Origin of the sequence: Roseivirga misakiensis (assembly GCF_001747105.1) — a bacterium.
Classification (GTDB): Bacteria; Bacteroidota; Bacteroidia; order Cytophagales; family Cyclobacteriaceae; genus Roseivirga; species Roseivirga misakiensis.
Genome location: NZ_MDGQ01000005.1, coordinates 984286 through 1008776, shown reverse-complemented (window position 1 = coordinate 1008776; position 24491 = coordinate 984286). Strand labels below are relative to the sequence as shown.

The 24491-nt window shown below is 40.4% G+C and carries 20 protein-coding genes; 11 read left to right on the top strand and 9 right to left on the bottom strand.

Annotated features, from left to right (window positions below; translation table 11 throughout):
* Positions 1-2 precede the first annotated feature (2 nt).
* The 5 genes from BFP71_RS12085 to BFP71_RS12065 all read left to right on the top strand — a co-directional run bounded on the left by BFP71_RS12085 (position 3) and on the right by BFP71_RS12065 (position 3811).
* Positions 3-692 carry a hypothetical protein gene (locus tag BFP71_RS12085; RefSeq protein ID WP_069835720.1) on the top strand — a complete coding sequence of 230 codons (690 nt, stop codon included), beginning with the start codon at positions 3-5 and terminating at the stop codon, positions 690-692.
* A gap of 35 nt (positions 693-727) precedes the next feature.
* Complete coding sequence (locus BFP71_RS12080; protein ID WP_069835719.1) at positions 728-1510, top strand: DUF6090 family protein; 783 nt, start codon at positions 728-730, stop codon at positions 1508-1510.
* A gap of 126 nt (positions 1511-1636) precedes the next feature.
* The gene (locus tag BFP71_RS12075) at positions 1637-1828 is read left to right on the top strand and encodes a hypothetical protein (RefSeq protein ID WP_069835718.1); all 192 of its coding nucleotides are present in this window, start codon (positions 1637-1639) and stop codon (positions 1826-1828) included.
* A 13-nt stretch (positions 1829-1841) separates the two neighbouring features.
* Positions 1842-2192 (top strand): hypothetical protein, encoded by a 351-nt coding sequence (locus tag BFP71_RS12070; RefSeq protein WP_069835717.1) that lies wholly within the window; start codon positions 1842-1844, stop codon positions 2190-2192.
* Positions 2193-2350: 158 nt separating this feature from the next.
* Positions 2351-3811, top strand: coding sequence for a S41 family peptidase (locus tag BFP71_RS12065; protein WP_069835716.1), 1461 nt, complete (start codon positions 2351-2353; stop codon positions 3809-3811).
* A 6-nt stretch (positions 3812-3817) separates the two neighbouring features.
* Here BFP71_RS12065 and BFP71_RS12060 read toward each other — a convergent pair whose 3' ends face one another.
* Positions 3818-5155 (bottom strand): M24 family metallopeptidase, encoded by a 1338-nt coding sequence (locus BFP71_RS12060; RefSeq protein WP_069835715.1) that lies wholly within the window; start codon positions 5153-5155, stop codon positions 3818-3820.
* 186 nt (positions 5156-5341) lie between these two features.
* Between BFP71_RS12060 and BFP71_RS12055 the strand changes: the two genes are divergently transcribed.
* Positions 5342-6907, top strand: coding sequence for an aryl-sulfate sulfotransferase (locus tag BFP71_RS12055; protein ID WP_069835714.1), 1566 nt, complete (start codon positions 5342-5344; stop codon positions 6905-6907).
* Positions 6908-6926: 19 nt separating this feature from the next.
* On the top strand, positions 6927-7712 hold the full coding sequence (locus tag BFP71_RS12050; protein WP_069835713.1) for a glycoside hydrolase family 16 protein: 786 nt from the start codon (positions 6927-6929) through the stop codon (positions 7710-7712).
* On the opposite strand, the gene BFP71_RS12045 is transcribed toward BFP71_RS12050, so the two are convergent.
* Entirely contained in the window at positions 7713-10073 is a 2361-nt protein-coding gene (locus tag BFP71_RS12045; RefSeq protein ID WP_069835712.1) for an ABC transporter permease, read from the bottom strand.
* Positions 10074-10196: 123 nt separating this feature from the next.
* Positions 10197-12428: a Tex family protein gene (locus BFP71_RS12040; RefSeq protein WP_069837063.1), complete on the bottom strand. Its 2232-nt coding sequence runs from the start codon at positions 12426-12428 to the stop codon at positions 10197-10199.
* A gap of 151 nt (positions 12429-12579) precedes the next feature.
* On the opposite strand from BFP71_RS12040, the gene BFP71_RS12035 reads away from it, so the two are divergent.
* The 3 genes from BFP71_RS12035 to BFP71_RS12025 all read left to right on the top strand — a co-directional run bounded on the left by BFP71_RS12035 (position 12580) and on the right by BFP71_RS12025 (position 16806).
* A complete protein-coding gene (locus BFP71_RS12035; protein ID WP_069835711.1) occupies positions 12580-13122 on the top strand; it encodes a pyridoxamine 5'-phosphate oxidase family protein in 543 nt (180 codons plus the stop codon).
* A gap of 132 nt (positions 13123-13254) precedes the next feature.
* Positions 13255-13860, top strand: coding sequence for a hypothetical protein (locus BFP71_RS12030; RefSeq protein ID WP_069835710.1), 606 nt, complete (start codon positions 13255-13257; stop codon positions 13858-13860).
* A 99-nt stretch (positions 13861-13959) separates the two neighbouring features.
* Positions 13960-16806 carry a M16 family metallopeptidase gene (locus BFP71_RS12025; protein ID WP_069835709.1) on the top strand — a complete coding sequence of 949 codons (2847 nt, stop codon included), beginning with the start codon at positions 13960-13962 and terminating at the stop codon, positions 16804-16806.
* 71 nt (positions 16807-16877) lie between these two features.
* On the opposite strand, the gene queA is transcribed toward BFP71_RS12025, so the two are convergent.
* Positions 16878-17924, bottom strand: coding sequence for a tRNA preQ1(34) S-adenosylmethionine ribosyltransferase-isomerase QueA (gene queA, locus BFP71_RS12020; protein WP_069835708.1), 1047 nt, complete (start codon positions 17922-17924; stop codon positions 16878-16880).
* A gap of 258 nt (positions 17925-18182) precedes the next feature.
* Here queA and BFP71_RS12015 point away from each other — a divergent pair, with 258 nt between their 5' ends.
* Positions 18183-19442 (top strand): ABC transporter permease, encoded by a 1260-nt coding sequence (locus BFP71_RS12015; RefSeq protein WP_069835707.1) that lies wholly within the window; start codon positions 18183-18185, stop codon positions 19440-19442.
* A 280-nt stretch (positions 19443-19722) separates the two neighbouring features.
* On the opposite strand, the gene nqrE is transcribed toward BFP71_RS12015, so the two are convergent.
* From nqrE to BFP71_RS11990, 5 genes are read right to left on the bottom strand one after another with little or no spacing between them, the layout of a single operon-like run.
* Positions 19723-20334, bottom strand: coding sequence for an NADH:ubiquinone reductase (Na(+)-transporting) subunit E (gene nqrE / locus BFP71_RS12010; protein WP_069835706.1), 612 nt, complete (start codon positions 20332-20334; stop codon positions 19723-19725).
* 11 nt (positions 20335-20345) lie between these two features.
* Positions 20346-21011 (bottom strand): NADH:ubiquinone reductase (Na(+)-transporting) subunit D, encoded by a 666-nt coding sequence (locus BFP71_RS12005; protein ID WP_069835705.1) that lies wholly within the window; start codon positions 21009-21011, stop codon positions 20346-20348.
* A 4-nt stretch (positions 21012-21015) separates the two neighbouring features.
* Complete coding sequence (gene nqrC, locus BFP71_RS12000) at positions 21016-21783, bottom strand: NADH:ubiquinone reductase (Na(+)-transporting) subunit C (RefSeq protein WP_069835704.1); 768 nt, start codon at positions 21781-21783, stop codon at positions 21016-21018.
* Positions 21770-22993 (bottom strand): NADH:ubiquinone reductase (Na(+)-transporting) subunit B, encoded by a 1224-nt coding sequence (locus BFP71_RS11995; RefSeq protein ID WP_069835703.1) that lies wholly within the window; start codon positions 22991-22993, stop codon positions 21770-21772. The genes nqrC and BFP71_RS11995 overlap by 14 nt, the downstream gene beginning before the upstream one ends.
* 5 nt (positions 22994-22998) lie before the next feature.
* Complete coding sequence (locus BFP71_RS11990; RefSeq protein ID WP_069835702.1) at positions 22999-24366, bottom strand: Na(+)-translocating NADH-quinone reductase subunit A; 1368 nt, start codon at positions 24364-24366, stop codon at positions 22999-23001.
* Positions 24367-24491: the final 125 nt, after the last annotated feature.

Sequence of the window (24491 nt, the reverse complement as noted above, 5' to 3'; positions counted from 1 at the left end):
TCATGCTAAATATCCTTAGAAAACTTAGACGTCAAGAAATGAAAGGAACAAAATACCTTAAATACGCTATTGGTGAAATCGTTCTAGTTGTTTTCGGAATTCTAATCGCCTTAAGTCTGAATAACTGGAATGACCAGCGAAAAGCAGTCATTAAAGAAAAAGCACTGTTGAAAATGGTGCAAGAGGAAAATAGCTATAATAAATCCTTTCTTGAAGAAGATGAAGGGCTGTTTAGTGACAAGCCATTGAGCATAAGGAAGCTTTTAAACGTACTCAACCAACCAAGAAGCACTGAGATTGACGAAAAAACAGAGGAATACTTCTTTGACGTCCTTCAAATGGGCATTTACACTTTTTCAACTGAGTACCTCAACAGATACATCAATAACTCAGAAGATGACTTAAGTGAACTTACTGCGCGAATGGTGAGCCTAAAGGATAACCTAAACTCATTGCAGAAAGCATCAGAATTCACTTATAACTACCAATTAGAGAAAACATGGCCATTTATTGAAAGAGCATTTGATATGGTTAATGGTGAAATAATGGACTATAACGTATTGAGAGATCCAGTATTTATGAATAGAATGGTAATCTTAGGCGATATGTCTAGCGGTAATTTGAGTAGCTACAAGAATACACTTTTGGAAGTGAACCAAATAGATTCATTGATCAGTGTTAGACTAAACTGATAGGAAAACGTAGTCTTAGACTTTAACCAAAATCAATGCTCTACTTCCTCCGTAAACTAAGACGAAAAGACATGAGAAATTCAAAGTATGTGAAATATGCTATTGGAGAGATCTTTTTAGTAGTTACGGGAATTTTAATTGCATTAGCCATCAATAATTGGAATCAAAGAAGGCTAAGCCGAATCGAAGAAAAAAAGCTACTCGAAAATATAAGCGTCGATTTTAAAGAAGCTGTTAGAACATTAGGATCATTGAATAAAAGAAGAGATGAATCAATCCTAAACTTCCAAATGCTAATAGAAGCATTATCCATGGGAAACACCTCAGATACTAAACACCTTGATAGCCTCCTAGGCAAATCGATATTTACGCCGACTTATAATGGTAAGAATAGCTCCTTATCGATCATTATTAACTCAGGCAAAATCAACCTATTGAAAAACGAATCACTGAAGTCAATGCTACTTAAATGGCCTCAACAAGTAGAAGACATGACTGAGGGAGAACTAGACGCTAAAAAGTTAACTTACAACACTTGGGTACCATTAATTTCATCCTACACGTCTACTAATGACTGGTTTGTCAATGGAGAATTCTCTAACGTTCTACCATTTAGAAAAAGAAAGACATCCGTAAAAAAGAACTATAAAGGGCTCTTTGAGGATGATCAATTTGAAAACATTATTTCATTACTAGAACTGTTGTATATCAGCGGCAAACTAGAGACTGAGGGGCTTATTAACCAGGCTGAGAAAATAATTGGTGCCATAGCCAATGAATACCCCAATTTGAACACGACCGATCCCTCAACCTCTTGATCTGTATAGTGGCATCAGCCGCTGCCATCAGATCGGCCGACCAATTCATTTAACTCTTGCGTGAAAACGGTAAAAGGATTGAAACTTTATTAACTTAGTTTCAACGCCACTAAAAGAAAGAATACCATGGGATTATTTTGGGACCTGATACAACAAAGTCAAATTGAAGAACAAAGAGATAGAGCAAGCACATTAGAAGATCGTGTAGCCTATCTAGAAAACGAATTGAGAGATACACAAGTCCTATTGGTGAAGACTTTAAAAGCATTAGAAGAACACCTGGGCAAGGATATCGACGGTGATGGCGTAGCCGGATAAAGCCATATTTAAAATGGCTGCCACTCCTCCACCCGAAAAGAACTTAAAGCAATTCCAATACGCTGTTTCTTTGGTCCCAGAAATGGAATTGAAAGGAAAAAACATGTGGTATACTTCCATGAATGGAAATATGTATACCTACATGGGCAAAGAGGGAGTTCTAGGTATTAGGCTTGGAAAGGAAGATTATAGCGCTTTCCGAGCAAAATATAAAGTCGGCGACCTTAAGTCTTATGGCGCCGTTATGAGAGAGTATGTCCCTTTGCCTCAAGAACTTTTTGGCGATGAGCCCTTACTTAAAAAGTATATGGAAATGTCGCATACCTACGCTAAAACACTCCCGCCCAAACCAACGAAAAAGTAGCACCAATAAGCTCTCCCTGTTTCACAACGAAACACCACTATGTTTCACTTTGGAAAAATGAAGCGCTTTACCACTTATAGTTATTGTATAAACATCTGATTTTCAGGTACTACCTAAAAATGGCACTGGGTTAGTATACATGAGGCAAAAACAAACTCATGAAACGACCTTATTCAAGAATCAATTTTCTCCTACTATCAGCCTATTTATGGTTAATCAGTCTAAATGCCATTGCTCAATCGGACTTTAGCGTCGAAGCAATGCAGGAGGATTTTAAGATATTCAAGAATTCTATAGAAGACATTCATCCAGGGCTCTATTGGTATAGTGATTCAATTGATGTAGAGGCTAGATTCAATAAAATCGAAAATCAATTATCCCAGGATCTTTCAAAAAAGGAATTTTATGCTCTTTTACAGGAGTTTTACGCCGCTATTAACTGTGGTCATTCTTGGATGGAAACACCCACATTTTGGAGAAATGAGTTCGAATCAAAACCCTATACCCTACCTATTAATATCTATTTTGAAGATTCCGTTTTTACGGTGATTCACGATTTGACAAACGACAAATCGATCCCTGCCGGATCGCAGATCACGCGATTAAACGGTGAGCCAATGCAAGAGGTATTTGATGGCCTTTTGAGATTTGCTCCATCGGATGGTTTCAACCTAACCAAGCGAAGGAGTTTTGTGGCTTGGAATTTCAGTCGCTTTTATCAGACTTTTAGTAAACCTACGGAAAGTTTTGAAATAGAATTCCGAGCGCCAGGTTCAGGCAGCACTCAGACTGTAAATGTTAAGGGTTTAACGAAAAGCGAACACCAGACTATTCAGGCAGACCGCTATCCAAATACAGGCAATGCGAAAAAAACACCTTTAGCCAGTTTCAAAATGATCGATGGCACTGGTTATTTAGACATTAATACATTTTCACGCGGATGGCTGAAATCGAATAAAATCAAATACAAAAAACTACTAAAGAACACTTTCAAAACTTTAAAGGAGAATAATACCCAAAAATTGATTCTAGATTTGAGAGGAAACGGCGGTGGATCAGACGTATTTGGTGCCCTTTTATGTCAGTATTTGCTTAACGAGGATTTCAAATACTTCGATAGAATGGAAACGGTAACGAGCAAGTTCAAATACAAGGATTACTCAAATACGAAATGGTACAACACGATCGGTATACTGTTCAAGAAAGATAAAGCAAAACCAGGTTATTTCACCTTCAATTATCATAAACCACTAGCCAAGCAAAAGTCTAGAAAGAACTCTTTCGAGGGAGAATTAGTCATCTTGACGGATGGCAACACTTTTTCTACCTCTGCCGATGTGGCCGCTATATTACACTACAATAAAAGGGGAACATTCATCGGTCGAGAAGTTGGCGGCGGATACTACGGGAACAACAGCGCCTTGCAGTACCAAATAACTTTGCCCAACTCAAAGGTGACTTATTACATACCTGTGGTTCGGTATTATTCTTCTGTAGCGAACCCTGATTTCTACGGTCATGGAGTAAAACCAGATATTGTGGTTAAGAGGACTTACGAAGACTATAAGCGCAAAGAGGATGTGGCCATGGCTAAAGCCATGAATTACCTAAACAGGTAGGACTACTTATTTAAGTCCAATTAGAATTAACTCCTCTTGGGGTGGAATCAAGTATTCCGCTCCGTTTGTAGTAACAACGGCCATTTCTTCGACAGAAATGGTCTTTTCTGTGCCATCAGCCCTTTTCCAAGCATGAAAACCGTCAAATGCGAAAGTCATCCCTTCCTTCAACAACTTAGCGGAAGAAGGTCTTACCCGCTTGGACATACCTCCACCGAGGCTCGGGCCAACATCATGGGCAACGTAACCCACAGGATGCCCTGTACTCCACGGCACCGATTCTGACTTGGCTGCCTGCATCAAGAGCCTCTGCGCCCGATCGACGCTTGCACCCGTTACTCCGGGTTTCATCGCGGCCAAAGCGGCTCTACTACCTGCTTTACCACTTTCCCAATAGAACTGAATATCTTCTGGTGCTTCTGTTTCTCCTTCTTTCAAGACATAGGCAAATCGCTGAATGTCACTTACCCAGCGATCGTATAATTTGATACCAAAGTCAATTTGAATGACATCACCGGGCATGATCACCTTATCTGTAGCATGAGAATGACCTCGATCTGGCCCTGAATTAACATTTGGGTTTTGGTCAGGAGCCCAACCATCAGTCACGCCATAACTGGCCATTTTCTGCTTGAGAAATTTAGCAATATCCGCATCAGTTGATTTACCAGGCACTACTTGTTCGTAGGCTTCGACCTGCCAATCAGCGGTTAGTTGTGCAGCTTTTCTCAGTATTTCTACCTCTTCGGGTAATTTGATAGACAACCACTCGTAGATTAATTCTGTCGACGATACCAACTTGTCTACATCAGTACCCAACCGTGATTCGATAGACTGTCGCTGCGTATATGATAAGCCATCCGCCATTGAATTCGACGAAGAAGAATTGATCGCTATTTGGTCAAATCCACTCTCTTTTATAAAGTCTATGGCCATGCCTACCGTCGAAGCACCTCTTACACTCACCACTTCATCGTGAATATCTAAATCGTCCAAGGCAGTGGCCTCACCAGAAGGGGAATAAACCTTAGAATGGAAGCCTTCTCCATCGATATAAAATAAAAATGCAGCCGTACCACCAGCGTTTTCTCCCCCCACATGTGGTGCAATCGGATCATTGTTATTCTCTCGGCAAACCACCAACCAGCAATCTACATTTGCGGCCTTCATAGCTTCTGGAAGTAGCTTTGATATTCTTGATTTTCTGATTTCAGGCCAAGGGTTTTCTCCCCAATAGGTTTCCGGATCAATTGTGGCAGTTTGTTCTGTGTTTAAAGAACAAGACATCACTACAGTAAAGACTAAGAGGCAGGATACTAAAGTGGTTTTAGATGATAATCTCATGGTTGGTTTAGACTAATATTAAAGCTTAAACTAATCAAGAATTTTCTCATATCAGAGAGTTTATCACCACTGTAATTTCAATTCACCACAACATAGTGAAGTAATTTGGCCTAACGAGAATGAATTATTCCTTAATAGTTGATTAAAAGTCCGTTTTAACTGATCTTCTGGTCTCAAATAATCCATATGAACCGATTCATCCAAAGGACATTATTTCTATCGCTGGTAATTATCTTAATCCAAGCCTGTAACAGCGACGATACAGGAGGACCTGACTTGGAAGTTGGCAGTACTTTTACGCAACCCCAAATTCTATCTCAAACCATTATTCAAAACCCTTCTGGGTTTTCTCCCTTGGCCTCTAGCCTCATTATGTCGACATCGATTCCAACAAGGGCAACAATTCGGGTAGTGGGGAAAAACGGTGCTAGTTCTGATGTAGTGAAAGAGTTTCCAGGGTTTAGAACCGGTCATAACCTAGACATATTAGGGCTCTATGGAGGTTATAATAATACGATCGAATTGACCCTGCACGATGAATCAGGCAATGATTTGGGGACAAGTGCCATTAATTTAGAAACGGCTCCATTACTTGCCGATTTACCTGCCAACATTGTAATTAATACGAATAAAGCAGCCAAAAAGGAAGGGATGACGCTGGTGAGTTATTTTGGACATAATGGTAACCAAAACCCACAACGGCCATTCATTTTCGATGAGTTTGGTGATATACGATGGTACCTGACCTTTGAAACGAGTAATGTTTTAAATAACCTCTTTTATGATAATGGTATTGAGCGGCTGGCTAATGGAAACTGGTACTTTGGCGATAGGAGTTCCGGCAGAATTTATGAGGTAAATATGCTTGGTGAGACGATCGACACGTGGGATTTCCCCGGTTACTCTTTCCATCATCAAGTATTGGAAAAACCCAATGGCAACTTTATAGTGACGGTGAATAAAAACGGCCTAAGCACTGTTGAAGATCACATTATTGAGATCGACCGAAGGACAAAACAGATTGTAAATGAATGGGATTTTAGGCAGTCTTTAGAGCAAACGCGTTTTGCGATGACACAAGACCAAGTCGACTGGTTTCACATTAATGCTGTAGAATATGACGGTTCGGATAATACGATCATTGTTTCTGGTAGAACTCAAGGACTTGTGAAAGTAAACGATCAAAATGAAGTTGTCTGGATTATGGCTCCACATGAAGATTGGGGAACTGCAGGAAACGGCGTCGATTTGAACACTAAGTTATTGACGCCATTGAACAGCGCCGGCCAAACCATAACGAATCAATCGATACTTGATGGTTTTACAAATGACCCATCATTTGAATGGAATTGGTATCAACATGCGCCACAAGTATTGCCCAATGGGGATATTATGCTTTTTGATAATGGTGACAATAGAAACTTTTCGGGTACTGGATCTTATAGTAGGGCTGTTCAATACAAGGTTGATCAGACCAATATGACAATTCAGCAAATCTGGCAATATGGTAAAGAAAGGGGTAGACCAACTTACTCAAGAATTGTTTCGGATATTGACTATGATCCAATGACTAACCATGTCTTTTTCTCTCCTGGTGCGGTCATTAACAATGGCAATTATGGTAAAGTGGTAGAGTTAAACTATTCGACGAAAGAAGTTCTTTTTGAAGCGACAATTTTCCCACCGATCGCTGTTTTTAACATCACATTTCACCGAACCGAACGCTTGAGTCTTTATCCGCCGGATAACTAAAACAGGATTTTTATTTGTAATGGATTTAGAAAAATTCTCTCTCGAATTTGAGGATGATTTTAATACTGGTAGGTTCAATGAAAGCAAATGGCTACCATTCTATCTTCCACAATGGAGTTCACGGCGTTCTACCAAACCCAATTACTGCTTTAGAGACGGACATTTAGTCTTACAAATCACCGAGGATCAAAAGCCTTGGAGCAAAGAATTCAATGGTGAAGTGAAGGTTTCAAACCTTCAAACGGGAGTGTTTGCTGGGCCGCTTGGCAGCCCATTTGGTCAACATCGCTTCGCTAAAAATCTAATTGTAAGAGAGGAACAGCCTTTTGAAACCACCTATGCACCCAAGTATGGGTTTTTCGAAATCAGGTGTAGCGTCCCAGACATAGGCACAGACAACGTTTTTGCTTTATGGATGATTGGTCTAGAGGATGAACCCCACCGTTCTGCCGAAATCTGTATTGTAGAAATAATTAGTTCAAAACAACCAAAGCAAGGTGCCACTATTGGATATGGGCTTCATCCGTTCGGCGATATTAACATTAGGGACGAATTCTATGAAGACTTCTTCGATTTTGACGTTAAGGATTTTCATACTTATGCCGTTCATTGGACTCCTGATTATGTCGATTTCTACATAGATAGACAGAAGGTCAGAAGGATAAATCAGTCACCCGATTATCCTATGCAATTCATGCTAAACATTTACGAGGTTCCTTTGGTCGGCCATAACAGCAACCATAATAATTACCCAAGAGAATTTATTATCGATTATGTCAGAGGCTATCAACTGAATGCTCAGTAGCTATTCTTCCCTCAACGCCTCTACTGGGTTTATGCGACCAGCTCTTATACCTGGATACAATACCGCTATTAATGAAAGTAAAACCATGAGGACAACCGTAGCGATGATTAAAGTTGCTCCGATTTCAATTCTATACTGGTAAGCGTTTAACCATTCGCTAGACAGATTATAAGCGATCGGTATGGCTATAATGGCCGCTATAGCCGCTATCCAAAGTATTGGTTTCCCTATTTGAAGGAGAATATGAATCAATTGGGCGCCAATCGCTTTGCGGATCCCAATCTCTTTACGCTTTTGATCGGCATAATGATAAGTAAGGCCAAAAATACCGAGTGCTGCTATCACCACCAGCAAATAGGTAGCCCACTGATAAAACCTCCCCTTTTGGGCATCTTCTTCATACACATTTTCCAACACATCAGTCAGAGCACGATAGCTGAATTGGTAGCCTGGATATAATTGATCCCATGCTGCTTCCAGAGATGGCACCATAGCTTGAATATTTCTTCCAGTCGTTTTCAAAGAAAGGTTGAAATAGCCATTCCCTTCATTCTTCAAGAGCACAATTGGCTCAATCATTTGGCGCATGGTAGCATAGTGGTAGTCCGAAATCACTCCCCCAACGGTATATTGAATTGTGGTATCTCGAATAGTAAAATCAATTTTCTTGTTTAAAATTTCCTCTGAACTACCGTAGCCAAAGGTTTTAACTGCTTGCTCGTTTATTAAGACTTGCTTGCTTCCTTGCCGTAGATCGGCACCAGCGATTATATTTAACTCGTTTGTTGCCACAAAATCTTCGTCGATATAATTATAATTGACGAGCATACTTACGGCACCAGTGTCTTGTTCTATCTGAAAATTAGCCTTTCCCTTTTCACCGAAAACAGATGATTGCGATAATGTCGCAGACTGAATGCCCGCAACGCCCTGAAATACATTTTTCACCCTTTGAGCCTCTTCAAAAGTTGGCGAGTTTAAGGTCACATTCAACAGTCCTGTCGGTTCGTATCCCATATCGAGGGTATCCATATATTTCAGTTGTTTTGAAATGACCATAGCACTCAAAATGAAAAATCCAGCTAATGCAAATTGTATCCCAATCAATCCTTTGCTCACCACGGATTTTGAAGAAACTGATTTACGGGCCACTAAACTTTTGCCTGATGTTTTCAACAATAGCATGGATATAGATAATGATATAATCCAGAAGGTTATGAAGAGTCCTAATAGTAAAACAGGCAACTTATCTGCCGCCAACCACCCCGAACTGAGGCTTTGACCCGTATACGCCTCAATTTCCTTCAAAAGTAAATGGATCGAAAATCCGCCGATGACAAAAGACGGTAATAGAAGCAAAGCTGACTCAGACATGGTTTGGTAAAGCTTATTTCCGAAAGATTGACCTAGGGCCTTTCTGATAGAAAGCTCTTTAGTGCGCTGAACAGCCAAAGCCATTTGAACATTGAAGTAGTTGATTACCGTCGAAATCAATATAAAAGCGGCAAGCAGACCTAAAATCCACAAGGTACTTTTATCGTGTTTCTGGCCTAAATCAAACTCTAACCCTCTCAAAAAGTGTATCTGACTGTAATTTTCAACTTGTGGTTTTATCACTTCAGATAACCCATCAGGTAAACTGCTTTCGAAATGATTTTTGACTTTTTCATTGAGCACCTCTGCCGATACAGCTTTATCCGTTAAAACAAATGTGCTTAAGTAAGGTACTATCGCTCCTTGGTTGCGATTGTGGCGTGCCTCTATCAGTGCGAAGTTAGCTAGAAAAGAGGGCCTAAAAGATACATTGGTGGGGTAGCTTTCATAAACTCCAGCAATTAACAACGGCTGAACACCAGCTGCAGTCTCGGCATTTAGGGGTTTACCGATTGGATCATCGGTGCCAAAAATGCGATCGCGTGTCGCAGAACTTATCAATATTTGATCCCGTGTTTCGGGTAAAGTCCCCTGTACCAATTCCACTTTAAAACCACCATAAAAGGTAGAATCTACATAAGTGATGGGCTCGTTTGTTAAAATGCTTTCGCCGATCGTGAGCGTAGCAGGCATGGTTCTCATACGAATTACTCCTTTGACTTCAGGAATTGATTCGGCTAAATTTTCGCCACTAATTACCGAAGTTGACGCAAAGTGCCGAGGCCCACTTGGCAGATCCAACCCTATAGACATTCTATAGACTCTCCTATCATTTTGGTGATACTTATCGAAATTCAGATCGTGGAGCAGAATGGCTAAAAGTAGAATAGCGCCCGTAAGACCGATCGTAAATCCGAAAAAATTGATCAGTGTTGGTGCTTTATAACGCTTTAATGATTTATAGGCGTGCTTGAGACTTGGTGACATAGCATTTGGCTTTAAACCACAATCTACTTAGAGTTCTTCAAATAAAAAACTAATTAAATAGTTACGTAACTAAGACTACCTTAATCAACCTTCTTAGAAACAGAAGTTGTGCTTAACGCTACACTAACCACCAAACTTCCCTTTTAATGCAGCAAGTTTGGATGCCATATCGGTTTCTGGCTGACGTACCTTTTTCGGTTTTTGAGTTCTTTTTGGTTTAGGCTTCTGCCCTGTTTTCATTGAAAGTGAAATTCTTTTCCGTGCTATATCAACGCCAGTCACAGTGACTTCTACTTTTTGTTGCACAGAAAGAATATCGGCAGGATTGCTAACGAAAGTATCAGACATTTCGCTGATATGAACTAGTCCGTCTTGATGAACTCCAATATCCACGAAAGCACCGAAATTGGTGACATTAGTAACGATACCTGGCAATTTCATCCCCTCTCGTAAATCTTCCACATGGTGTACATCATCGGCAAAGTTGAATGCCTCAAACTGTTCTCTCGGATCTCTTCCTGGTTTTGCCAGCTCTTCGATGATATCGTTTAAAGTAGGTAAGCCTACTTTTTCTGTAACGTATCGTTTGGCGTCAATCCGTTTTCTCAGTGCCTCTTGCTCAATCAAGTCCTTAACCTCGCAGTTTAAATCTTTGGCCATTTGCCTAACCAAAGCGTATGATTCGGGGTGAACCGCACTACTATCTAAAGGATTGGATGCATTTCTAATTCTGAGGAAGCCCGCGGCTTGTTCGTAGGCTTTATCGCCGAGCCTCGCCACATTTTTGATAGCCGATCTATTTTTAAAAGGCCCATTTTCGTTTCTGTAGGTGACAATATTCTTTGCTAATTGTGGGCCAAGACCCGAAACGTAGGTCAATAATTGCTCTGAAGCGGTATTTACTTCCACCCCGACGGCATTCACACAACTCATCACTACATCATCAAGAGATTTTTTCAGGGCTGTTTGATCTACGTCGTGCTGATATTGTCCTACACCAATTGATTTTGGGTCTAGTTTAACCAGTTCAGCCAATGGGTCCATTAAGCGCCTTCCAATAGAAACCGACCCTCTTACCGTGACATCTTCATTTGGAAATTCATTGCGTGCAATTTCCGATGCAGAATAAATAGAAGCTCCGCTCTCATTGACCATCACTATCAGAACCTCCTTTGGCAAACCAATTTGACGAACAAATGTCTCCGTTTCTCTACTAGCCGTTCCGTTGCCGATTGCTATGGCTTCTAACTCAAATTTTTCTACTAAATGAGATACCACGGCACCTGCCTTTGCAATTTGCTTTTGTGGTTCATTTGGGAAAATGGCTTCGTAGTGCAACAACTTCCCTTGCTTATCTAGGCAAACCACTTTACAGCCAGTCCGGAAACCAGGATCAATGGCCAAAACTCTTTTACCACCAAGTGGTGCGGCCATGAGTAATTCCTTCAAATTCTTAGCAAAAACGTCGATTGCCTCTTCATCGGCCTTCTTTTTCGAGAGCATCCGCAATTCCGTTTCCATTGAGGGGCTCAAAAGCCTTTTGTAGCAATCTCGAATGGTTTCTTTAACCTGCGTCATTGCTGGCCCATTACCTTTCAAAAACTGTTTATCCAACAATGCCAGTGCCTCCTCTTCTGGTGGCAATAAGTCTAACATAAGGAGCATCTCCGATTCACCTCGCCTCATAGCTAGGACGCGGTGCGATGGGGCTTGGCTCAATTTCTCTTCCCATTCAAAATAGTCTTTAAACTTTTCTGCTTGCTCCTCTTTACCAGTAAAAACACGGCTTTTGATGGTGGCACTTCTCTGAAACAGCTTGCGCATGCGATCCCTCGCTTCTGCATTTTCATTAATTTCTTCGGCAATGATATCTCGAGCACCTTGGAGTGCGCTTGCTATATCTTCAACTTCTTTTTCAGAATCAATGTACTTTTTCGCCTCTTCTTCGATGTTTTTAATTTCTTGCTTGAAGATAATTTTGGCCAACGGCTCAAGCCCTTTTTCTCTTGCTATACTAGCTCTAGTTTTCCGTTTCGGTTTGTAAGGCAGATAAATATCTTCCAGCTTTGACATGCTCTCTGCATTCTCTACTTCACGCGCCAAATCTGGCGTTAGTTTCTCCTGGTCTTTCAAGGATTTTAGAATCGCTTCTTTACGCTTATCTAAATCTCTCAACTGCTGTACTCTATCTCTAATATTGGCTACAGCTACTTCATCTAAACTTCCAGTTATTTCTTTTCGGTACCGAGAAATAAAAGGGACTGTTCCACCATCATCAAGCAATTTGACGGTATCTATAACTTGTTTGGGTTGAATACTGAGTTCTGAGGCTATTAACTGCGCGTGATTAGACATACTAGATTTGGAAAAAATTGGTGAACAAAAGTAAATAAAGGTGTGAGGCGTCAAAATGCTTTCTACACTTTTTTCGGCAGAATAATGTCGATTTTCTGCGTAATCGGGTTTAGAATTATCGCTAAATTTCGATGTATCTAATGACATTATTATGGCGAAATTCTTCGATCAACTTGAACCTCAGCATATTGAGTTTATTCAAGAGCAAAAAATATTCTTTACAGGTACTGCAGCGCAAGATGGCCGAGTCAATGTATCGCCAAAAGGTATGGACGCTTTGAATATTCTGAATCCAAAACAAATCGCTTGGCTGAATATGACTGGCAGCGGTAACGAAACTGCCGCTCACCTCAAACTAGTGAATAGAATAACATTGATGTTCTGTGCATTTGATGGTAAACCTTTGATTCTTCGCGTCTACGGCACGGCGAGAACTATCCACAAGCAAGACGGTGAATGGCAAGATTATATTGAAACTTTTGGTGACAATGCTGGAGCACGAAACATATTTGTGGTTGATGTGGAATCGGTACAGACTTCGTGTGGTTTTGCCGTACCTCTGATGGACTACAAAGAGGATCGACAAATATTGGCCGATTGGGCTAACAAAAAGACAGAAGATGAGTTATCGGATTATTGGAAACAGAAGAATGTGAACAGTATAGACGGTTTCCCTACTGGTATTTTTGAATAGTTTCATACAAGTAGGTGTTTAACTGCTACAAATTGTTTTATCTCCGACATGTAACAATGTATAAATACTGCGTTACAAGAATTGGAAAAGCGTTTTTCTATTAACTTGCACAATTATAAGTCATATATCACCATGAAAAAATCTGTCTTACTTTCTTTACTCGTCTTGTTTGCTTTTAGTTGCTCCTCTGATGATGGAGATGGCTCTGGCACCGATGGTACTGCTCCTTTTGTTATTATGGGAAATACAAGTCAGGCGACTGTAAGCTACAACACAGACATTACAAGTATCGATTTTGAAATGACTACTCAAACTGGTGACTCCACTTTTTATGAGGCCAATCTGGATGTTGATGGAAATAATTCTACAGATATTCGATTTCAAGTGGTTAGCTGGACTGACAATGTGGTGCTGAGCGTAAGATCAACTGGTTATGCTATTACAGCTAGCCAAGATTCTTTCGAACTAATCGGTTCTGATGTTTCACTAGAAAGCTTAGTGTTGTTTCCTGCGGGTATCGAAATCAATGGTAGCATCACTGGTTTTACAACGGCCACTGAATTATTTCTAGGACATTTTTTAAATGGCCAACTCACTACAAGCAGCCAAAGTGTTTGGAGTGACGTGGCTTATTTACCCTTTACTTCAGCTACTAGAACTGGCTGGGTTGGGCTAAACGTAGTGGCCAATGGTACCGATATCCAAAGCATGGGCATTAATACCATTGCTATCAGGTAAGTAACCTAAGCATAGTACTTTTTTATCTCTCCAAATAAGCCGTCTTTGTACCTGACGGATTAATTGGCTATACTCGAATGTTTCTTAAATAACCTACCAATGAAAAAACTCAAATTCAACCTGATTATCGCATTGATCGGGTCTCTTATTTTTTGGTCTTGTGAATCAACATCGACCACGGAAAAACCCGAATTCAAAGTTGATTATGAGAAATTTACTTTAGACAATGGTCTAGAGGTAATACTACACGTCGATAAATCCGACCCAGTGGTTGCTGTAGCTTTAACCGCTCATGTTGGTTCTGCCAGAGAAATTGAAGGTAGAACGGGTTTTGCCCATTTATTCGAACACTTGTTATTCTTAGAGTCAGAGAACCTTGGTAAAGGTGGACTGGATAAAATGAGTGCCAGAATTGGAGGTTCGGGTGCCAATGGTTCTACCAGCCGCGATAGAACAAACTATTTCCAAACTGTACCAAAGGACGCCCTAGAGAAGATGATATGGGCCGAAGCTGATAAACTAGGCTGGTTTATTAATACCGTGACTGATCCTGTCTTGGCTAAAGAAAAGCAGGTGGTTAAAAATGAGAAACGTCAAAGCGTAGATAACCGCCCTTATGGCCATACTTCTTACGTGATCGATAAAGCACTCTACCCTGAAGACCACCCCTATAACTGGCAAGTGATTGGGTCATTAGAAGACCTCCAGGCTGCGACTGTAAATGATGTTAAGCAGTTTTTTAGAAGGTGGTATGTCCCAAATAACACGACGCTGGTTATTGCAGGAGACTTTGAATCCGCCCAAGCTAAAGAGTGGGTTCAAAAATATTTCGATGAAATCCCAAGGGGGGAAGAAATAACAGACCTACCAAAACGTGCAGGAGTAATTGATGAAACAATAAAGCTTTATCACGAAGATAACTTTGCTAGACTTCCTGAACTAACTATGGTTTGGCCGACTGTTGAATTATACCACCCAGATTCTTATGCTTTAAATGTACTTGGTCAGTATTTAGCCAGAGGAAAACAAGCGCCTTTCTATCAAGTATTAGTTGAAAACGAGCAACTCACTTCTGGTGTCAGAATGGGTAACCGAGCCTCTGAGTTAGCCGGACAATTTCAATTATCTGTTAGAGCGTTTCCCGACAAGAACTTAGACGATGTAGCTACAGCAGTACAAACTGCTTTCGCAAAGTTCGAGACAGAGGGCATTCCACAAAAAGATTTGGATAGGATTAAAGCTGGCCAAGAAACAGGTTTTTATAATGGCCTAAGCAGTGTTCTGGGCAAGGGCTTCCAACTAGCTCAGTATAATATTTTTGCTAAAGACCCTGGATTTGTAAAACAGGATGTTGAGAATATTTTGAATGTCACTGCCGAAGACGTGAACAGGGTCTACAACAAATACATTAAAGGAAAGAACTTCATTGCGACTAGTTTTGTGCCTAAAGGCAGAAAGTCACAAGCGCTGAGCGGTTCAGTGATGGCCAATGTAGTGGAAGAAAAAATTGTTCAAGGTGCCGAAGAAAGGTTCGATGCCTCAATTCAAGCTGAATATGAGCGAACTCCTTCTACGTTTGATAGAACAGTAGAACCACCTTATGGCAATGCACCAAATGTGGCTATTCCTGAAGTATGGAAAGCTTTTTTGATCAATGGAATGAAGGTTTTGGGTATAGAAAATGATGAAGTGCCACTTGTTCAATTCAACCTTACTATAAAAGGAGGGCTCCTTCTGGATGACATTGATAAGGTTGGCGTAGCGAACCTTACTGCAAACTTAATGACACAAGGAACTCAAAACAGGACTCCAAAGGAATTGGAAGAAGCGATAGCGCAACTCGGTGCTTCAATTAATGTATTTGCCGGTACCGAAAGTATATCAGTAACTGGTAATACGTTGAGAAGGAATTATGAGAAAACTATGGAATTGGTTGAAGAAATTTTACTCCAGCCAAGATGGGATGAAAAAGAATTTAACCTTAGAAAGCAAAGTATCGTCAGCAGCATAAAGCAGCAAGAGGCGAACCCAAATGCCGTTGCAAATAACGCTTACAGTATTCTCATTTATGGCAAGGATAATATCAGATCGAAAAACATCTTAGGCTCGGAAGCATCCGTGAATTCAATCACAATTGACGATTTGAAAAACTACTATAGCCAGTTTATCTCTCCTTCTGTGGCCACCATGCATGTTGTAGGCGACATTAGCCAAGATGATGTTATGAGCTCTCTTAAAACCATTGAAGAAGACTGGGCAGCGAAGGCCGTTGACATTCCTGTTTACAATACACCATCTGCACCCGATAAATCACAAGTATTCTTCTACGACGTTCCTAACGCTAAACAATCTGTTTTACAGATTGGCTATCCAGCACTTGCGGCAACCGATGATGATTACTACCCAGCTACAGTAATGAATTACATTCTTGGAGGCGGTGGTTTTGCTTCACAGCTCACGCAACAACTCAGAGAGGGTAAAGGCTACACTTATGGCATAAGATCAGGATTTTCTGGTAGTACCGACAGCGGTGCGTTTACGATCTCTAGTGGTGTAAGAACCAATGTCACCTACGAATCAACTCAGCTAGTTAAAGATATCCTTGCTGACTATGGTAACGGATATGACGAGCAAGATTTGGCTACGACCAAGAGCTTCTTAATCAAGAGTAATGCTAGGGCTTTTGAAACAGCAGGTTCAAAATTAAATATGCTACAAAATATTAGTAGATATGGCTGGGAAGATGACTATGTGAAAGACCGTGAAGCGATTGTTCAAAATATGACTGTCGATAAAATCAAGGCACTTTCTGAAAAGTATCTAAACCCAGACAAAATGTTCTGGTTAGTCGTAGGTGATGCTAAAACACAGATGCGAAGATTAGAGAAACTCGGTTACGGAAAACCAGTATTAATCAATGAAATGGTTTCTCCCGAACAGCAATAATTCACTAAACCGAAGGCATAAAAAAGCCTCTCCGATATTCTCGGAGAGGCTTTTTTTGTACTTCTCAATGATTAGAGAATCAACATAGCATCGCCATAGCTGTAGAATCTGTAATTCTCTTTGATCGCCACTTGATAAGCTTCCATCATAAAATCGTATCCACCAAAAGCAGCTGCCTGCATAAGTAGAGTCGATTCAGGTAAATGGAAATTAGTCAATAAGGCATTACAAATCTTAAACTCATATGGAGGGAAGATGAATTTATCCGTCCATGCCGAATTAGCTTTTAGTCTATCACTTGCCGAAACAGATGATTCTAGTGCTCTCATAGAAGTAGTTCCTATAGAACATACTCTTTTTTTATTGTCTAACGCTCTGTTAACAATTTGCGCAGTCGATTCTTCGATTATGTAATTCTCAGAATCCATCTTGTGCTTCGTCAAATCCTCAACGTCCACTGGTCTGAAGGTTCCCAATCCAATATGCAGCGTAATAGGAGAAACATCTACACCCTTAATTTCAAGACGCTTCAATACTTGCTGAGTAAAGTGAAGACCAGCCACAGGTGCTGCTACTGCCCCAACATTTTTAGCATATATCGTTTGAAATCGCTCTCTATCCTCAGGTTCTGTCTCTCTTGGGATTGTTCTAGGCAGTGGTGTTTCACCTAGCGTATCGATCGTCTTGTAGAATTCCTCATCTGTACCATCATATAAGAAACGGATGGTTCTACCTCTTGAAGTGGTGTTATCGATAACCTCAGCTACCAATTCACCTTCCCCAAAATAAAGTTTATTACCAACTCTTATCTTTCTTGCAGGATCAACGAGTACATCCCAAAGGTGCATTTCAGCATTTAATTCCCTCAATAAGAAAACTTCAATTTGTGCACCAGTTTTCTCCTTCTGACCATAAAGTCTGGCAGGAAATACCTTAGTATCATTATTGACCATTACATCACCTTCGTCGAAATAGCCTACAATGTCTTTGAATATCTTGTGTTCAATTTCACCAGTATCCCTATGTAAAACCATGAGTCTAGACTCATCTCGGTTTTCTACTGGATATTTGGCGATTCTGTCTTCTGGAAGCTCAAGCTTGAATGCTGATAATTTCATATTTGGATTCTCTGTTAAACCTTTGGCCTAAATAAGCTCGCAAAGATAAACATAATTGCTTCAGGTTCACAGGTTATCTGATGTAAATCTCAACCTAGCAGACCTGACCTCAGCTTAGTATGAAAGGTTGTCCATTCAACTGGATAAACGTCCTTTCAATATGTGAATAAGTTTTTTCAACCATTTTGTGTTTGAAGGTGTTTACATTTTTTCATCCTTTACGTTGTATATATATCATTGCTATAAAGTACTCCCCGTATGCGATTAGGAATTTTTCTAAAACTAATAGGTGAAAGTGTCAGATTTGCCATTCAGGTACTGACAACCAACCTTTTAAGAACTACACTTTCCCTTTTAGGTGTCACGATTGGTATCATGCTGATCACCTTGGTGTTTACACTGGTTGACTCCTTAGAAAAGAATGTTAAAGACAGTCTCGATTTCTTGGGTTCCAATGTAGTCACAGTCGATAAATTCCCTTTCGGTACAGGACCAGACCCAAACTACCCTTGGTGGAAGTATTTCAGGAGGCCAAATAACAACTACGGCGAGTATGAATTCTTAAACGCTAATTTGAAGAGTGCGTCAGCCGTGACAATTGTTGGCAGAGCATCTACTACGATTAAAAAAGGTAGTAGTAGTTTAAGCGGCACCGATCTCTGGGGTATCACCTACCAGTATAAAGACGTTTATGAAGTAGCCGTAGAGCGCGGCAGATACTTTACACAACAAGAAATTGAGGGTGGAAGAACCGTCGCCGTGATTGGCGATGAAGTGGCCAAACAGCTTTTTCCAAATGGTGATGCCATTGGGCAAGACATTAAGGTTAAAGGATATAAAGTTAGAGTGATTGGTGTGATGGAGCGTGAGGGAGAAAGCTTCATTGGTACACCAAGCAGCGATGACCGCGTCTTTATTCCTTATAAGATGTTCACCAAGCTTTATTATATAGGTCGCGTATTTGGTATTAATCCTTCGGTGGCTGTAAAAGGTTTTGAAGACGATATAGGGCTTGTAGAGCTCCAAAATGAAATGGAAGGTATGATCCGCAAGGTTCGTGGATTAAGGCCCAAGGATGAGACTAACTTTGCTCTGAATAGACCTGAAGCTATTGCTGATGCGCTCGGTGGAATATTTGATGTATTGGGAATCGCTGGCTGGGTAATTGGTGGATTTGCCATACTGGTAGGTGGGTTCGGAATTATGAATATCATGTTCGTTTCTGTTCAGGAAAGAACCAAGCTGATCGGTATCCAAAAATCTTTAGGAGCAAAAAACTATTTCATATTGTTTCAATTCTTATTTGAATCGATCTTCCTCTGTTTATTTGGGGGTGTCGCTGGAATACTAATAGTCTACCTGCTCACCTTTATCCCTATTCCTCTGGAGGTCGCACTATCTTCAAAGAATGTTATCCTTGGTGTAGTCGTCTCAAGTACAATTGGTCTTGTATCAGGAATAATTCCTTCAGCAAAGGCTGCTCGCCTTGATCCAGTTGAAGCAATGAGAGCTGGTTAATAGCTGCTCATAAAAACATTAAACGAAGAGCCGCAGTGAATTATCCATTGCGGCTTTTTTATGCTTAACCCTCTTCTAAGTCAATATGATTTCAGTGCTCAAATCGATGCAGCGTTAAGATCAATCCGTAGTCGAATCATTATCCTTTAGATAGACTGCCCTACTCCCCCTCTATTATTGCCACTATTATTTAGTCAAACTCATTGGGCTCATTGGGCCATAATAAAAAAGCCCTGTCTCACTTGGTGAAACAGGGCTTCTGTATAAAGGAAAATATTTCTTAGATAGAAATACCCATAAAGCTCATAAATGCGATTCCCATCAAACCAGTGATAAACATTGTTATACCTAGTCCTTTCAGACCATCTGGTACATTAGAGTATCTCAACTTTTCTCTGATCGCTGCTAATGCAATTATCGCTAAGAAGAAACCAGTTCCCGATCCAAAACCGAAGACAGTTGCTTCGCCGATTGTATAATCTCTTTGCGCCATAAATAATGACGAACCAAGAATAGCACAGTTTACCGCAATTAGTGGCAAGAAAATACCAAGCGATCCGTATAGTGATGGAGAAAATTTCTCGATAGTCATTTCCACAAGCTGTACCATGGCCGCAATAATCGCGATAAACATGATAAACCTTAAGAATGATAAGTCAATCTCAGCGAAATCCGCACCTAGCCAAGAGAGGGCTCCTTCGTTTAATACGAACTCATTTAATAACCAGTTCATCGGTACAGTAATACCCAATACGAACACTACGGCTAAACCTAGACCAAAGGCAGTCGACACCTTTTTAGATACTGCCAGAAAAGAACACATTCCTAAGAAGTAGGAAAACACCATGTTCTCTATAAAAATTGATTTGATTCCTAAATTCAATAAATCCATGATCGTCCTTCTTAATGTTCTACATATCCTGACCTAGCACGCATTACCCAGATGATAAATCCAAGTACGATAAATGCTCCTACTGGCGACACCATTAAACCATTTGCCGCAAAGTTCTCAAAGCCGATGGCTCCCATTAGATCATAACCAAATACTTTTCCTGATCCCCAAAGCTCTCTAAAGAAAGCTACAACAAGGATAATCCAAGAATAACCAAGGCCAGAACCTAATCCATCGAGTACTGAGTCGTAAGGTTTATTACCCAAAGCAAAAGCTTCAAGACGCCCCATTACAATACAATTGGTAATGATTAGTCCAATGAATACAGATAGTTGCTTATAAACATCAAAAGCGTATGCTTTTAATACTTCGTTTACCAGCGTTACTAAGGTTGCTACAATAGCCAGCTGAACAATGATTCGAACACGACCTGGGATAGCGTTTCTTAATAGTGAGATAATCAAGTTTGAAAATATCATCACGAAAATCACAGAAAGTGCCATAACCATTGTTGGCTTCATCTGTGTAGTAACAGCAAGTGCTGAACAGATACCTAATACCTGCACGGTAATAGGGTTATCATCATTCAAAGGATCAGTGATAAACTTTTTCCTTCTTTTCGATAGTAAAGCTTCTGACTCTTTAGCTACCGGTGCTTCTACAGTTTCAGTACTCATATCTCTATTGGTTATTAAGGGTCATAGCACCGCCTCTGACGTGCTTGTCAAAATACTTTTGGTAGTAGGTGATGTAATTCATCAACATATCGTTTACACCATTCGCTGTAAGTGTTGCTCCAGCTAGACCATCTACTTTGTTCGGGCCTAATTTGTCTTCAGGCGTCTTCTCGCCTTTTACCATAGTAATGGCTACAAATTCACCGTTATCATTGTAAAGACTTTTGCCTTGATATCTCGCTTGAATGTCATCACTAGTGATTCTTGCTCCTAAACCTGGTGTTTCACCTTTGTGATCGAAGCTAATTCCTCTAACACTTTTCAAGTCAGGGTTAACAGCCACAAAGCCCCAAATTGCATCCCAAAGACCAGCGCCATAAACGGGTAGAATGTAAGCTTCTTCTCCGTTGTTGGTGTATTTGAATACTGGGAACATTCTGTCTTCAGCAGATTTTTTGTAGTTCTTTTCAATGTTCACTTCTTCAGCCACCATTGCACCACCCTTTTCGTTGGTGTCTACCAAGTTTCCTTGAAAGTCAGCAACTTCACTACTGATTACTTCTTTATATCTGGCTAAGATCTGCTCAGCTTCCATACCTGCAAGTGCTTCTTTTTCTGAAGGTATAGCACCTAAAATCTGTTTCTTAGTATCTAAATCCTGAGCTTTTTTCTGCGCAGGACCCAAAACTTGAGAAACACCTGATAACATCCCTCCAAGTACTGCTGTCAGTACAAGTGAGAATATGATTATGTATTTATTAGACTGTTGCACGGGCCATCCTCCTTTTCTTGTTTGCTTGAACTACATAAAAGTCAATTAGTGGAGCAAATACATTCATAAATAGAACTGCTAACATTATTCCTTCCGGATATGCCGGATTCAGCACTCGAATGATTACCGTTAACATTCCTATTAAAGCTCCATAAATCCATTTACCTATCTCTGTTTGTGCCGCAGACACAGGATCTGTGGCCATAAACACAGCACCAAAAGCTAAACCACCCAATACTAAGTGATAGTGGGCTGGTAATGCCATAAATTCATTTGCACCTGCAAGGTTAAATATGGTCCCCATAGCAAAGGCACCAGCAAAAACACTTACAATTATCTTCCAACTACCTACACCGGTAGCAATTAGTATCAATCCGCCTATTAAGGCCATCAATGCAGAAGTTTCTCCGATAGATCCTGGAATTCCTCCAATAAGCATATTCTCAAAACTGAAGAAGCTTCCACTTGAGAAAGGAGCTGCCAACATTGTGTTTGCCTGATTAAGTCCTTCCACCACAGTTTGAGTACCGGCAATAGAAACATTGTTAGCCACGGCTAGTGCAGTTGCACCTGAGTAACCATTTACGGCAGTATCTCCTGCCATTTGTGTCCAAACCTGTCCTGAAATTTCTAACGGATAGGCGAAGTATAAAAACGCTCGGGCAGTCATGGCCACGTTTAATACGTTCATACCTGTTCCTCCGAAAATCTCCTTACCAACAACAACACCAAATATTGTTGCTAGTGCTACTTGCCATAATGGAATAGTAGGCGGTACGATCAACGGAATCAACATTCCTGTTACGAGGAAGCCCTCATTGATTGGGTGCTTACGAATAACAGCGAACAATGCCTCTAGCAATCCACCTGCAGCATAAGATACCAACACGATTGGTAATACCCACCTAGCACCAAATAGCAGGTTATCGAGACTAAAAAACGTCGTCTCTTGACCCGTTGCTATGTTGTGCTGGTAACCAACATTGAAAATACCCCAAATTAGACAAGGGATCATGGCAATGACCACCGTCATCATCATTCTCTTCAAGTCTATTGCATCTCTGATTTGAACTCCCTTCTTAGCAGCTGTACTAGATGGAGAGAACATAAACGTTTCACCTGCTTCAAAAAGGTAGTATAGCTTTTCAAGCTTACCTCCCTTTTCAAACATAGGTCTCTGTTTCTCTAAAATTTTATGTAAAAACTTCATCCCAATTATCCGTTTTGAATCAATTCTAGCCCTTCTCTAACAATTTGTTGTATGTCGTGTTTCGAAACATCCACATATTCACAAAGCGCTAAATCTTCCTCAATTACTTCATATATTCCCAAGGCTTCCATGTTATCAAAATCTTCAGCCATAATTGCCTTGATCAGATACGTAGGATAAATATCCATTGGTACTACCTTTTCAAAAGTTCCAGTCTGCACAAATGCTCTAGGTTCTCCATTGGTGTTAGTATCCAATACATATTCCTTATTCTTTCCATTTAAAAAGGAGAATAAGCCCCATGCTCTATGGAAACTCAATACTTCTTTTTTAGGCATAATCCATCCTAAGAAATCAGAGTGATCTCCTTCTGGAATTACAGAAAGAAGATTATCATAAAAACCTAGGTAGCCGTCTTGCTCGATTTTCTCACCCGTAAGTACGTTACCCGAGATGAATCTCACGTGGTCGTTCTTAAGGTTATTATCGATGAATTTGTTGATAGATGCTCCAGTGTAAGTCTTGTGATATTGTGGTTTACTAATCTCAGAACCAGCGACCGCCACAACTCTAGAAGCATCGTAAATACCTTTCAAAAACAACTTACCAATTTGTGCCACTCCATAAGGAGTAATCGTCCAAACCAAACCGCCTTTAGCAATTGGGGCGATATTACTGATTTGAATACCTACATTCCCCGCTGGGTGTGGTCCGCTGAATTTGTTATTCTCTACGCCTTCAATATTAGCGAAGACAGAGGCTACTTCGCCATCAGCATCATGATTTAAATGAATTTTACCTGAAGTAAACTTCTTTAAGATGTCTATACCTGCCTTGAATGCCTCTTCATCTCCTTTTAGTGTGAATGCCGCATCTGCAGCTAAAGGATGAGAATCAAAAGTGGAGATAAAAATAGCAGTTGGTGTATCTGCCTCATTAGCAGTTACCCCAAAAGGTCTTTGAATAACATTTGGCCAAACTCCACCTTTCAACATTTGCGCTTGCGCGTCCTCTCGAGAAAGGCTTTGCAGATCAGAAATGTTGTAGGTATTGAATGTCTCGTATTCAATTTCTTTGTCGGCCAAGATCTTTATTTCTAATAATTTTCTCTTGGCTCCCCTTTTCACTTCAACAATCTCACCACTTACAGGCGAACAAATCATAACGTCTTCCTGCATTTTATCATAAAGCACAGGTGTACCAGCCTTTACGTTGTCACCTTCAGCCACAAATAGCTTAGGTCTTTTCATACCGATAAAATTGGTCGGTTTTATAGCAAACGTTTCCGAAGGGGAGGTACTGGCGATTGTCTGTTCTGCCTTTCCGGCAAGGTTAATGTCAAAGCCTTTTTTAAGCTTTACAGTTTTAGACATACTCTTTTAGTTGCGAATCACTAAGATTGATCAAAATCGAGGCAAAAATAATACATTTGCTCTCAAATAAAAGACTTAATGCTTCCTTTATCGAAGCAAATTTAAGTCAAAATTTTATGCAGATG

Excerpts from the sequence above, each read along its gene's own strand:
- BFP71_RS12070 (WP_069835717.1), top strand. The coding sequence starts at position 1,842 with ATGGCTGCCACTCCTCCACCCGAAAAGAACTTAAAGCAATTCCAATAC.
- BFP71_RS11990 (WP_069835702.1), bottom strand. The coding sequence starts at position 24,366 with ATGTCTAAAACTGTAAAGCTTAAAAAAGGCTTTGACATTAACCTTGCC.
- BFP71_RS12060 (WP_069835715.1), bottom strand. The coding sequence starts at position 5,155 with ATGAGATTATCATCTAAAACCACTTTAGTATCCTGCCTCTTAGTCTTT.
- BFP71_RS12045 (WP_069835712.1), bottom strand. The coding sequence starts at position 10,073 with ATGTCACCAAGTCTCAAGCACGCCTATAAATCATTAAAGCGTTATAAA.
- BFP71_RS12025 (WP_069835709.1), top strand. The coding sequence starts at position 13,960 with ATGAAAAAACTCAAATTCAACCTGATTATCGCATTGATCGGGTCTCTT.
- BFP71_RS12035 (WP_069835711.1), top strand. The coding sequence starts at position 12,580 with ATGGCGAAATTCTTCGATCAACTTGAACCTCAGCATATTGAGTTTATT.
- BFP71_RS12040 (WP_069837063.1), bottom strand. The coding sequence starts at position 12,428 with ATGTCTAATCACGCGCAGTTAATAGCCTCAGAACTCAGTATTCAACCC.
- BFP71_RS12050 (WP_069835713.1), top strand. The coding sequence starts at position 6,927 with ATGGATTTAGAAAAATTCTCTCTCGAATTTGAGGATGATTTTAATACT.
- BFP71_RS12005 (WP_069835705.1), bottom strand. The coding sequence starts at position 21,011 with ATGAGTACTGAAACTGTAGAAGCACCGGTAGCTAAAGAGTCAGAAGCT.
- BFP71_RS12030 (WP_069835710.1), top strand. The coding sequence starts at position 13,255 with ATGAAAAAATCTGTCTTACTTTCTTTACTCGTCTTGTTTGCTTTTAGT.
- BFP71_RS12075 (WP_069835718.1), top strand. The coding sequence starts at position 1,637 with ATGGGATTATTTTGGGACCTGATACAACAAAGTCAAATTGAAGAACAA.
- BFP71_RS12055 (WP_069835714.1), top strand. The coding sequence starts at position 5,342 with ATGAACCGATTCATCCAAAGGACATTATTTCTATCGCTGGTAATTATC.
- BFP71_RS12015 (WP_069835707.1), top strand. The coding sequence starts at position 18,183 with ATGCGATTAGGAATTTTTCTAAAACTAATAGGTGAAAGTGTCAGATTT.
- BFP71_RS11995 (WP_069835703.1), bottom strand. The coding sequence starts at position 22,993 with ATGAAGTTTTTACATAAAATTTTAGAGAAACAGAGACCTATGTTTGAA.
- BFP71_RS12065 (WP_069835716.1), top strand. The coding sequence starts at position 2,351 with ATGAAACGACCTTATTCAAGAATCAATTTTCTCCTACTATCAGCCTAT.
- BFP71_RS12085 (WP_069835720.1), top strand. The coding sequence starts at position 3 with ATGCTAAATATCCTTAGAAAACTTAGACGTCAAGAAATGAAAGGAACA.
- BFP71_RS12080 (WP_069835719.1), top strand. The coding sequence starts at position 728 with ATGCTCTACTTCCTCCGTAAACTAAGACGAAAAGACATGAGAAATTCA.
- queA (WP_069835708.1), bottom strand. The coding sequence starts at position 17,924 with ATGAAATTATCAGCATTCAAGCTTGAGCTTCCAGAAGACAGAATCGCC.
- nqrE (WP_069835706.1), bottom strand. The coding sequence starts at position 20,334 with ATGGATTTATTGAATTTAGGAATCAAATCAATTTTTATAGAGAACATG.